Below are 11,459 nucleotides of genomic sequence, written 5' to 3'. Positions count from 1 at the left end.
CCGCCACTGTCGGCCACGCACACGCTCAGGACGTTGAATAGGGACAGGCAGGATCGGTTTCCTGTCCCATTGAACGGTGACGCAAATTCCATTGATGCACCGGTTCATCGCTTCCAGAGAAAGAGGTACTGACATGAAAAACATCCGCATCATCATTTCCACCGCAATTTGCGCAGCCACACTCAGCCTGGTCGGTTGCTCCTCGAATCCCACGAATGCACAGGTCGGGACCGGCGTCGGCGCGGTAGCGGGCGGTCTCGTCGGCAATGCCGTCTTTGGCAACACGATTGGAACCGTTGGCGGCGCTGCCGCTGGTGCGCTGATCGGCAACCAGGTCGGCCGAAATCACGACTACGACCGTCGCGGCTACGGTTACTGATAGGCCCTGCCAGTCACTGCGGCTGGCATTCATCGAACAAAGCCCCTGACGCTGCACACGCGGCGTCAGGGGCTTTGCATGGGGCCTGCTCTGAGGAGGCGGTTGCGTTCAGGGCTGTGGCGACGATGCAGCGCGTTGCTTTTCCGCGCGCCCGGCCTTCCATGCGCCGAAGATGGCGATCAGGCCCGGAATCAGGATCAGACCCCAGATGATCTTCTCGAGGTTGGCTTTCACCCATTCCAGATTGCCGAAGAAATAACCGGCGGACACGATGCCGATCACCCAGATCAGCGCGCCCACCACGTTGAACATCGTGAATTTCGCGCGTGTCATGTGCGCCACCCCTGCCACGAACGGAGCGAAGGTGCGAATGAACGGCATGAAGCGCGCCAGAATGATGGTGACGCCGCCGTAGCGTTCATAGAAGCTGTGCGCCTGATCGAACGCCCGCTTGTTGAACCAGCGCGAATCCTCCCACTGGAATACCTTCGGCCCCAGATAACGCCCTATCGAATAGTTGCACTGGTCGCCGAGAATCGCCGCCGCCAGCAGGATCGGCACGGCAATCGAATAGTGCATGAGCCCCGCACCACACATCGCACCGACGATGAACAGCAGCGAATCACCCGGCAGGAACGGCATGATCACCACGCCCGTTTCCACGAACACGATGATGAACAACAGCGCATAGACCCATGGCCCATAACTGATCACAAACGCTTCAAGATGCCTGTCGATGTGCAAGATGAAGTCGATCAAAAAACTGACGATTTCCAAACCCGTTCCCCGGTGTCTCAAGAAGGCATGGACTGTAGCGCATCGCGCGCAACCGCCTGTCGGGATGGAGAATTTCTCGCGACTACCTAGAATGCTGGCTGGCAATCCACTGCTCAGGCACTCAAAGACAAGGACCCCATGGGAGATAACCCGCTCGCGGCGGAGATACGCGTCAGCGATCTGCAATTCGGCTACAAGACGCCGCTGTTCGACCGCTTGAATGCGCACATCGGTGCGCCCGGCGTCTACGGGCTGTTCGGGCGCAATGGCACCGGGAAATCGACGCTGCTGAAGCTCCTCTGCGGTTTGCTCACGCCCGAGGCCGGCGCGATCAGCGTGCTGGGTTACACGCCACGCCAGCGCGCTGCGGAATTTCTCGCGCAGGTCTATCTCCTGCCCGAGGAATTTCATCTGCCCAATCTGAAGCCCGAGGCGCTGATGCGCAACCAGGGCGTGTTCTATCCGGCGTTCGATGCAGCGTTGTTCCGTGAATATCTCGCGGACTTGCAAGTGCCTCACGATCAACGTTTCTCGCAGATGAGCCTGGGTCAGAAGAAGAAGGCCACGATTGCGTTTGCGCTCGCAACGCGCACGCCGGTGCTGCTCATGGATGAGCCGACGAATGGCCTCGACATCGAAAGCCGCATGCAGTTCAAGGAACTGATGCTGCGGCCGGAGCATGCCACGCGCATCGTGCTGATCAGCACACATCAGGCCCACGATCTGGAAAGCATCATCCGTCACATCTGGTTCATCGACGGCGGCGCGCTGCGGCTTTCTTCGGACATGCAGCGACTCGCTGATGATCTCGCCATGGGCGTGGCCGCGTCCGCAGACGAACTCCCCGATCAGGACGCGCTGCTCTACACCGAGCCGCTGGGCACGCAGATCGCCTGGCTTGCGCGGCGTGATGCCTTGGCAGCGGATTTTCCGGCAACGCCCTTGCAACTCGAACTGATCTACAAGGCGCTGAGCCTGAATCCTCAACAGATGCTGGCCGTCGCGGGAGAGCGGGATTGAAGAACCCACAGGCCAGACACACAGCCACAGGCAAAGGCAGTCACTTTCGCTGGTCGCGCTTCGCGGCACTTGCAAGGGTGGATTTTGCCGAGCGCTGGCGAATCTATGCCGCAGTGCTGCTGATTGCGCTCGTCGTGCAGTTGTTGCTGCATGGCTGGGCGCAGTTCGTGCTGGGCAAAATGCGCCCTATGGACGTCAGCACGCAGCAAGGCTGGTACAACGTCTTCCTGTGCATCTTCGGCATCCCGTTCATGTTCGTGCTGCACGCGCCCATGTACAAACAGGGATCGGGCCTGCTGATGCTGATGCGTCCCGCATCCACATTCGAAAAATGGCTGCATGCGGCCTTGCTGATGCTGGTGGCTTTTCCGTTGGCCTACACCGTGGTCTATCTGCTGGCCACCGTGCCGCTCAATGGCTTCGTCGCAATGCTGGAGTCGGCGAATCATGCGAAAGCGCGCCTCATCACGCCTAACGCGATCACCAGCCAGTCGGCTGGGTTTCACGTCTACCTGCCGTTCCTCCGCGCCGACGACAGGTCGCAAATCGACGCGTCGTCTCAATGGATGTTCCAGTGGTTCTACACCGTCATCGCTGGCTTTGGAGCCTTCGCGCTCGTGCGATTTCGCCACGCCGCGCCGTTCAAGACGCTGGCGCTCGCCTTCATCCTGCTGATTCTTTCACTGTTCGTGTTGTCGCTGAGCATGTTCACCGATGGTGAAACCGGGGCGCTGACGCACTGGATCGACGGTTCGCGACGTGTGGACCTTAACGCCTCCACCATCGTCTCCAATCTCTTGTTCTGGCTGGGTACTCCCGCGCTTGTCTGGTGGTCCGCTTATCTGGCATTGCGCGAACGGGATCTCACATGAAACAGCGACTGGCATCCGTCGTATTCGTCGCTGCGGTGATTGTCGGCTGGGCCGGCGTGTGGATCGCGCAATACAACGCTCCCGCTCGCGAAACGGGGCCCTTGCAAACGCTCAAGGCAGCGGAACTACAGGGCGTGAAGCGCGTGGTCTTCGACGTGAAAACCTCATACCAATGGCAATACTCGCGGCCAACGCTGGTGTTGGCGGGCTGGAGCGGAGACATGCGACTGCAGACGGCCAGGGAGATGAAGAATTCCTCCACGCCCTTGCTTCTGGTGCGCGAAGGCGACACGGTTTTTGTCCGAATGGCCGAATCGCCTTCCAACGCAGATCAGAAAAAGAAACCTTTCATCGCTCTCGACCGCCCTGTCAGCCTGACGCTCCCCGCATCGATTACCGAACTGACCTGGCCCCAGGTGCATCTGCTGATGGCGTCGGCCGCCGACATGCCTTCGCTGAGCATTCGCGCGCGCGAATTGAACGTGGGTGCCACCGCAAGAAACGACATCCTGTGGGAGACCCTGTCGGATGCCGAGGTGCATGCGGACCTGCGAAGCGACGCTGCTCAAGGCAAGCTCGGAACCCTGACGGCCCATCTGCTGCCCACCGACCCCTGCTTCCATGACCCGCGAAAAGGCGAAAAATATTCCGATGACTTCAGCTACAAAGGTGGAATTTTCGGGCAGATCACCGTGTTGTCAGCGGACGCCCAGATCGCCATTCACACTATGGAACCAGACCTGCAACTGGCGCTCAAAACCTCGCCGGACGCAATGCTCAAGCTGCGTCGAATCGCCTATCTGGAGCGCGTTCAGGTGCAGACTCTGACAACGGCGCAGGCGGACGAACTCAAGCAGATCAAGTCCAGCCTTTGGCCCGCCTGCGAACAACCGAACGGGTCGTGATCGGGCCCGAGTTTAGCGGGAGCGTGAGTGTCCACGATTCTGCAGGGCTCGACGCGCGACAACAGGCCCTAGAATCAACCGGTGAACGAAGCCAACCCCAACCCACTCTCCCCAACCTCCGACCGACGCCCGATTCGCGATCTGCCCGACGAGCTGATCAGCCAGATCGCCGCTGGTGAGGTCGTCGAACGCCCCGCCTCGGCGGTGCGCGAGCTGGTGGACAACGCACTCGATGCCGGTGCCACGCAGATCACCGTGCGCCTGCTTGCGGGCGGGGTTCGACTGATCGCGGTCGAAGACGATGGCGTCGGCATTCCGCCAGAAGAATTGCCGGTGGCGCTGCGCCGCCACGCGACGAGCAAGATAACCAATCTGCACGATCTGGAAGCGGTCAGCACGATGGGATTTCGCGGTGAGGCACTGGCGGCCATTGCATCCGTGTCCGAAACCGCCCTGCTCTCGCGCACGCAGGATCAGGCCAATGGCTTTCTGCTGGATGCGCGCAGTGGCGAGTTGCGTCCGGCTGCGCGCAGCCGGGGCACGACCGTGGAGGTCAAGGAGTTGTTTTTCTCCACTCCCGCGCGCCGCAAATTCCTGAAGACCGATGCCACGGAACTCGCGCACTGCGTGGAGGCCGTGCGCCGCCATGCGCTCGCCCGGCCCGATGTGGGTTTTGCGATCTGGCACGAAGGCAAGCTGGTCGAGCAATGGCGCGCCACGCTGGATCGCGCCGACATCGACAATGCCGACAAGCATCAGGAAGCCCTTGGTCGCCGACTCGCCGACGTGCTTGGCGCCGACTTCATCGAGGAATCGGTGGCCGTGCAGTTCAAGCTAGGCAATGCGACGGTCTCGGGCCGCGCAGGGCTTCCGGATGCCGCGCGTTCGCGTGCCGATCAACAGTTCTGCTACGTCAACGGCCGCTTCGTTCGCGACAAGGTGCTGACGCATGCGGCGCGCAGCGCATACGAGGACGTGCTGCACGGACAAAAGCAGCCGGTCTATGCGCTGTTCGTCGAAATCGATCCACTGCGCGTGGACGTGAACGTGCATCCGACCAAGATCGAAGTGCGTTTTCGCGATAGCCGGGAGGTCCATCAGGCCGTGCGTCACGCCGTGGAAAACGCGCTCGCCGTGCCACGCGCCCAGGCGCTGGCTGCGGCTGCGGCTGCGGCGAGCGAGAATTCGCCCCTGCCTACGGGCAATGAGCCCATGGCGGCATCGCCGGGCAACGCGGCCACGGCATGGGCGCCAACGCCTCACTGGAAGGCCCAGTCCACCATGCCGTTCGAGGAACGCGTGGGCCACAAGGTCGAGGATCTGCAGGCGCTCTGGGGTGCGCCGAGGTCGGCTGCTGCCGACTCGCCGCCCGCTGGCTCCGCTGCCGCACCGTCGGCATCGACCGGTGCCGCTACGCCGATCGACACACCGCGCGCACCGACGACCGAGTCCGACGCATCGCCGTGGCCCCTGGGCCGCGCCGTGGCGCAGATTCACGGCGTCTACATTCTGGCCGAGAGCGCGCAAGGCATGATCATCGTGGACATGCACGCAGCGCATGAGCGCATCGTCTATGAACGCCTCAAGAGCCAGGTGATCGACGAATCGGCACGCATCGCCAGCCAGCCGCTGTTGATCCCCGCAACCTTCGCCGCCACGCCCCACGAAGTTGCGGCGGCGGAATCGAACGCCGACACGCTGGCGCTGCTGGGCATGGAAATTTCGCCATTCTCGCCGCGCACGCTGGCGGTTCGGGCCGTTCCCACCGCGCTGGCGCATGGCGATCCCGTGGAGCTTGCGCGCAGCGTGCTGGCCGAGCTGTCGCAGCATGATGCAAGCACCGTGGTGCAGCGCGCGCGCAATGAAATCCTCGCCACCATGGCCTGCCACGGCGCGGTGCGTGCCAACCGCAAGCTCACGCTCGACGAAATGAATGCACTGCTGCGGCAGATGGAAGTGACCGACCGCTCGGACCAATGCAACCACGGACGGCCCACGTGGCGGCAGCTCTCCATGAAGGAGCTGGACGCGCTGTTCCTGCGCGGCCGCTGAACGTTTTCAGTCCAGCTCTGAGGCCTCGGGCGTCGGGCTGCCCGCCAGGGCGGCCGATGAGAGCACCCATTGCGTCGCAAAGCTGTGCGTGAAATCCACCAGCCCTGGCTGGCGCTGGGCGGCGAGTGCGTATTCGACCGCGACGGGTGATCGCCGCTTGCTCACCACGTCATCGTCCTGCGCCGCCGATGCGCCGGTCGTGAGAAAAACGGCCGCTGCGGCAGTCGCGCTCAATGCGCAGGCTCTGGTCCTATTTTTCATGGATTGACCCCTTTTTCGTAAACCCGCCATCACTTCGATCCGGAAGTGTTCGATCAACCGGGATCGACACTGTCTGTCCGCGAGATGACAACCCCGTGTACCCCATTCTTGCCACTCACGCGATCAGGGACTCCCGCACGCGAAATCGGTGCGACTCCGGACAGCCCTGGATCGACGACCATCAATCACCAAAACAAGGCAGTGGTATCACCAAAAGAGTGCAAACTACCTATCCCGAATTGTCCATCGTCAAGAAACCTGAGCACCGCGGGTGCATGCCTTCCATTTTGGTGCATGACGCCATGTCTTTTTGACATAATTCCGCTTGCAATCAAGAAACAGTTGTCACCAAGATAGATAGAAGGTTCCGCTCTATGAAGCACGCATCGCTCGGTCAATTTCTCGAACAAGTCGCGCAGCGCAATCCCGGTCAACCGGAATTTCTGCAAGCCGTCACCGAAGTGATGGAAAGCCTGTGGCCTTTCATCGAGAAGAATCCGCGCTATGCGGAGCACGGCCTGCTCGAGCGCTTGATTGAGCCCGAGCGCATCGTGATGTTCCGCGTGTCCTGGACCGACGACCACGGCGACGTGCAGGTCAACCGGGCTTTCGCATCCAGCACAGCATGGCGATCGGCCCCTACAAGGGCGGTCTGCGCTTTCATCCCTCGGTGAATCTGTCGGTGCTGAAGTTCCTGGCTTTCGAGCAGACCTTCAAGAACGCGCTGACCACCCTTCCCATGGGCGGCGGCAAGGGCGGATCCGATTTCGATCCCAAGGGCAAGAGTCCCGCTGAAGTCATGCGGTTCTGCCAGGCCTTCGTGTCCGAGCTGTTCCGCCACGTGGGGCCCGACACCGACGTGCCCGCAGGGGACATCGGCGTGGGTGGCCGCGAAGTCGGCTTCATGGCCGGCATGTACAAGAAGCTCGCGAACAGCGCGGCTTCGGTGTTCACCGGCAAGGGCATGGCGTTCGGCGGTTCGCTGATCCGTCCCGAGGCGACCGGCTACGGCACGGTCTACTTTGCCGACGAAATGCTCAAGACGCAGGGCAAGAGCTTTGGCGGCATGCGTGTGTCGGTGTCCGGCTCGGGAAACGTGGCGCAGTACGCGGTCGAAAAGGCCATGGAACTCGGCGCCAGGGTCGTGACCGTGTCGGATTCCTCGGGCACCGTGATCGACGAGGACGGCTTCACGCCCGAGAAGCTCGCGGTCCTCATGGAGGTCAAGAACCATCTGTATGGCCGCGTCAACGACTATGCCGCGCGCGTGGGCGCGAGGTTTGAAGCGAACGTGCGTCCCTGGCATGTTCCGGTCGATATCGCGCTGCCCTGCGCTACACAAAATGAACTCGACGAGAGCGACGCCAGACTGCTGATCAAGAACGGCGTGGTCTGCGTCGCCGAAGGCGCGAACATGCCCTCCACCATCGAAGCCGCCAAGGCGTTTGAAGCGGCAGGCGTGCTCTACGCCCCGGGCAAGGCGTCGAACGCCGGTGGCGTGGCCACGTCGGGTCTGGAAATGAGCCAGAACGCCATGCGCCTGACATGGAACCGCGAGGAAGTGGACGCTCGCCTTCTGCAGATCATGCAGAACATCCACGCCGCCTGCGTCAAGCATGGCAAGCGCGCGGACGGCACCGTGAGCTATATCGATGGTGCCAACATCGCTGGTTTCGTGAAGGTGGCCGATGCCATGCTGGCACAGGGCGTGATCTGATCCTCGGCGCCCCTGCTTGATCTGGAAACCGCCTTCGGGCGGTTTTTTCATGGGCGCACCTGCCACGCAGCCTGACCTTCCATGCGCAGCATTTGCGCGGTAGTGAAAATCCAGCCGACTCGGTGCAATACTCGGCAGGTGGTTTTGCTGGCTATCGACCAGCCACTTTCTAAGGAGACATCTTTCATCATGCCCATCGCTCACCACCGCTTTTTGCACTCCACGCTGACCGTCATCGCCTCGGCGACCTGTGCGCTGGCTTGTTTTTCCGCCACCGCCGGTCCTCGCCTCGACCAGATCATGCAGACCAAGACGCTGCGCGTCGGCACGCCGGGCGACTATCGTCCGTTTGCCATCAAGACCGATGGTGGCTACAGCGGTCATGACGTGGACGTGATCGAGGCCATGGCCAAGGAAATGGGCGTCAAGGTGGAGTTCGTGCCCACGAGCTGGCCCAACTTGATGGCAGACCTCAAGGCCAACAAGTACGACGTGGCGGTGGGCGGTATCACGCGCAATGTGGCACGCATCAGCCAGGCCGACATGCTTCCGGGCTATGCGCCGTTCGGCAAGGTCGCGCTGGTGCGCAAGGCCGACATGGACAAGTTCCAGACGCCCGAAAGCCTCAATCAATCCGGTGTACGCGTGATCAAGAATCCCGGCGGTACCAATGAGGCCTATGTGCTGCAGAACCTCACTTCGGCGCAGGTCAGCACCCACGACAAGAATGCCGAGATACCCGCGCTGATTGCCGAAGGCAAAGGCGACGTGATGATCACCGAGACCTATGAGGCGCTGCACTATGCGCACGCCGAGCCGCGTCTTCATGCCGCATTTCTGGAAAAGCCGCTCACGCCGGTGAACCGGCTGGGCTTTCTGTTTCCCAGCGATGACGCCGACTACGCACGCGTGCTGCGCTTCTCGTGGGACCAGATCGATCAGCGTGGCGGACTGAAGGCTGCGGCTCAGAAATGGCTGAAGTGAGGTGCCGCCAGTTGACGGCGCGCGCCGTTACTGCAGCGTTTCCTTGAGCGAATCCGGAAGCACGAAGGGCATCACGTCGATGCCTTCTTCGAGCAGTTCAGCCGTCTCCTCGGCCGACGCCTGACCGCGAATGCCGCGCTCGGGCGCATCGCCGTAGTGAATGCGGCGTGCCTCGTGAGCGAATTGCTCGCCAACGTTTTCCGTGTTGGCGACGACATGGCGCGCCGCTCGCAGCCATGCTTCCTGTAACTGGGACTGCAATTGCGCGGACATCGGTGACGCGCGATTGCTGACGTTCCGGGACGTTGCCGCCGCTACGCTGTCGTCCGAAGCACTGGCCTGATGCGGCGGCGGATGATCCTGCAGGGGCGTGCGCAGATTCAGGCGCGGGGCGCTCAGGCCCTTGCGGATGTGGTCGCTGCCGCACATGGGGCATTCGACGAGGCCACGATCAAGCTGAGACTGAAAGTCCTCTTCGGACGCAAACCAGCCCTCGAAGCGGTGGTCGGCATCACAGAGCAGATCAAGAACCTTCATATCGGCAGATCAACGTGAGTCGTAGGAGAAAAGAGAGGGCCAACTGCACCGCATGGGGTGCGAGATGCGCATGGTAGCGCCAAACGCCTCAGCCGCGGCGGCGCACCAGATAACGGTAGACAAAGCCCGGGAATGCGAGCGTGATGAACAGCGTTGCGGTCACGGCGTAGAACTCCCATCCCTGAGGAGCATTCTGGCCCGCTCGGCGTTCGAGCAGCATCGCGATCAAGCCGACCACGAGATACAGCACGACGAGTTCGAGAAGCCGGACGGCAAAGGGCTTCGCGCCCTTGGGAAGCGGCCCCACGAGCATGAGGCGTTGAGACAGGAAAGGCCAGTTGGCAGCGGCAAACGCCGCCAGAATCACCAGCCAGATCGCAGCGGTCTGTGACATGCGGCCTCTTCCTTTTTCTTGTCTCTTTGCCTTGTCGCGAACCGATCCACCGATCAGGTCGCGAGTGCGCGAACGATGGCGTCGGCGCACAGGTTCATCAGGCCACCGGGCAACAGGCCCAGCACCAGCAATGCGGCGGCGTTCAGCGTGAGCACCGTGCGCACGTCCATTGGCGCGGAAACCGTGGTGGCTGTGAGCGGCTTGTCGAAGTACATGACCTTCACCACGCGCAGGTAGTAGAACGCACCGATCAACGACATGATCACCGCGAACACCGCCAATGCGATGTGCGAGGTCTCGCCGGAAGACACCAGTGCCTGGAGCACCGACAGCTTGGCATAGAAACCCACAAGCGGCGGAATGCCGGCCATGGAGAACAAACAGATGGCCATCACGCCGGCGTAGAGCGGGCTACGCTGGTTCAGTCCTGCCAGATCGGCAATCTCTTCGCTTTCGAAGCCATCGCGCGCCAGCAGCAGGATCACGCCGAACGCCGCGAGCGTCGTCAGCACGTAGGTCACCACGTAGAACATCGCGGCACTGTAGGCGTTCTCGACGGCATTGGCGTCGACGTTGCCATGGATGACGCCGGACATCAGGCCAAGCAGCACAAAGCCCATCTGCGAGATGGTCGAGTAGGCCAGCATGCGCTTCAGATTGGTCTGCATCAGACCCGCCAGGTTGCCGATCAGCAGCGAGCAGACCGCCATCACCATCAGCATCTGTTGCCAGTCGAAGGCCAACGGCAGCAGGCCATCGACCAGAAGACGCATGGTCATGCCGAAGGCTGCGAGCTTGGGCGCGCTGCCGATCAACAAGGTGATGGAGGTCGGCGCGCCCTGGTAGACGTCGGGCACCCACATGTGGAACGGCACCACGCCGAGCTTGAAGCCCAGACCGGCGACCACGAACACCGTGCCGAAAACCAGTACCTGATGACGGATCTGGCCACCGTTGATGGCCTGGAATACCTGACCGATGTCGAGCGAACCGGTGGCGCCGTAGATCATCGACAGGCCATAGAGCAGGAAGCCCGAAGCCATCGCGCCGAGCACGAAATACTTCATCGCGGCCTCGATGGACTGCGAATGGTCGCGGCGCAGCGCCACAAGCGCGTAGCTTGCGAGCGTCAGCAACTCAAGGCCAAGGTAGACGACCAGGAAATTGTTGGCACCGATCATCACGAACATGCCCAGCAGCGAGAACAGCGAGAGCGTGAACATCTCACCGCCGCGCAGCATGTCGCGGTCGGCCGCGTAGGGACGACCGTAGACCATGGTGATCATCATCGCCACGGCGGCGAAGCACTTGAGCCAGCTACCCATGGCGTCGCTCACGACCATATTGCCCCAGCCGTAGAAGGTGGTGCCATTGCGGGCGTACATGGCCTCGAGCACGGCCACGACGAGCAGCGTGAGCAGCGTCAGGATGTAGGTCGGAGCGCGGCCACAGCTCTTCACGCCGAGGTCTACCAGCGCGATCACGCAGGCCATGACCAGCAGCACGATCTCCGGATAAATGGCCAGCCAGCTGATGTTGTCAATCATTTCTTATCTCTCAA

Annotated in this window: 11 protein-coding genes and 1 pseudogene; 7 read left to right on the top strand and 5 right to left on the bottom strand. The window is 61.9% G+C overall.

From position 1 onward, the window contains the following. Positions 1 to 133: 133 nt before the first annotated feature. Positions 134 to 379, top strand: a complete 246-nt coding sequence (locus H9K75_RS18710; RefSeq protein ID WP_187723755.1) for a glycine zipper 2TM domain-containing protein — start codon at positions 134 to 136, stop codon at positions 377 to 379. 108 nt (positions 380 to 487) lie between these two features. On the opposite strand, the gene H9K75_RS18705 is transcribed toward H9K75_RS18710, so the two are convergent. Further along, complete coding sequence (locus H9K75_RS18705) at positions 488 to 1,156, bottom strand: DedA family protein (protein ID WP_187723754.1); 669 nt, start codon at positions 1,154 to 1,156, stop codon at positions 488 to 490. Between the two features lie 138 nt (positions 1,157 to 1,294). On the opposite strand from H9K75_RS18705, the gene H9K75_RS18700 reads away from it, so the two are divergent. The 4 genes from H9K75_RS18700 (at position 1,295) to mutL (ending at position 6,005) form a co-directional block, all read left to right on the top strand. Beyond that, positions 1,295 to 2,176 (top strand): ATP-binding cassette domain-containing protein, encoded by an 882-nt coding sequence (locus H9K75_RS18700; RefSeq protein WP_187723753.1) that lies wholly within the window; start codon positions 1,295 to 1,297, stop codon positions 2,174 to 2,176. After that, complete coding sequence (locus H9K75_RS18695) at positions 2,173 to 3,048, top strand: hypothetical protein (RefSeq protein ID WP_187723752.1); 876 nt, start codon at positions 2,173 to 2,175, stop codon at positions 3,046 to 3,048. Before H9K75_RS18700 ends, H9K75_RS18695 begins: the two co-directional genes overlap by 4 nt. Continuing rightward, positions 3,045 to 3,953 carry a hypothetical protein gene (locus H9K75_RS18690; RefSeq protein WP_187723751.1) on the top strand — a complete coding sequence of 303 codons (909 nt, stop codon included), beginning with the start codon at positions 3,045 to 3,047 and terminating at the stop codon, positions 3,951 to 3,953. Before H9K75_RS18695 ends, H9K75_RS18690 begins: the two co-directional genes overlap by 4 nt. An 81-nt stretch (positions 3,954 to 4,034) precedes the next feature. Further along, on the top strand, positions 4,035 to 6,005 hold the full coding sequence (mutL, locus tag H9K75_RS18685; protein ID WP_187723750.1) for a DNA mismatch repair endonuclease MutL: 1,971 nt from the start codon (positions 4,035 to 4,037) through the stop codon (positions 6,003 to 6,005). A gap of 6 nt (positions 6,006 to 6,011) precedes the next feature. On the opposite strand, the gene H9K75_RS18680 is transcribed toward mutL, so the two are convergent. Beyond that, entirely contained in the window at positions 6,012 to 6,266 is a 255-nt protein-coding gene (locus H9K75_RS18680; RefSeq protein ID WP_187723749.1) for a hypothetical protein, read from the bottom strand. Positions 6,267 to 6,640: 374 nt separating this feature from the next. Here H9K75_RS18680 and gdhA point away from each other — a divergent pair. Then, positions 6,641 to 7,983, top strand: a pseudogene (gene gdhA / locus H9K75_RS18675) (NADP-specific glutamate dehydrogenase). Between the two features lie 189 nt (positions 7,984 to 8,172). Beyond that, positions 8,173 to 8,967, top strand: a complete 795-nt coding sequence (locus H9K75_RS18670; RefSeq protein ID WP_187723748.1) for a transporter substrate-binding domain-containing protein — start codon at positions 8,173 to 8,175, stop codon at positions 8,965 to 8,967. Between the two features lie 27 nt (positions 8,968 to 8,994). Here H9K75_RS18670 and H9K75_RS18665 read toward each other — a convergent pair whose 3' ends face one another. The 3 genes from H9K75_RS18665 to nuoN all read right to left on the bottom strand — a co-directional run bounded on the left by H9K75_RS18665 (position 8,995) and on the right by nuoN (position 11,445). Further along, a complete protein-coding gene (locus tag H9K75_RS18665) occupies positions 8,995 to 9,504 on the bottom strand; it encodes a DUF1178 family protein (RefSeq protein ID WP_187723747.1) in 510 nt (169 codons plus the stop codon). An 88-nt stretch (positions 9,505 to 9,592) separates the two neighbouring features. Further along, complete coding sequence (locus H9K75_RS18660) at positions 9,593 to 9,898, bottom strand: DUF2818 family protein (protein ID WP_187723746.1); 306 nt, start codon at positions 9,896 to 9,898, stop codon at positions 9,593 to 9,595. Between the two features lie 53 nt (positions 9,899 to 9,951). Continuing rightward, entirely contained in the window at positions 9,952 to 11,445 is a 1,494-nt protein-coding gene (gene nuoN / locus H9K75_RS18655; protein ID WP_187723745.1) for an NADH-quinone oxidoreductase subunit NuoN, read from the bottom strand. Positions 11,446 to 11,459: the final 14 nt, after the last annotated feature.

Origin of the sequence: Diaphorobacter aerolatus, from assembly GCF_014489535.1 — a bacterium.
GTDB lineage: Bacteria > Pseudomonadota > Gammaproteobacteria > Burkholderiales > Burkholderiaceae_C > Diaphorobacter_A > Diaphorobacter_A aerolatus.
This window is presented reverse-complemented; position numbering and strand designations above follow the sequence as displayed.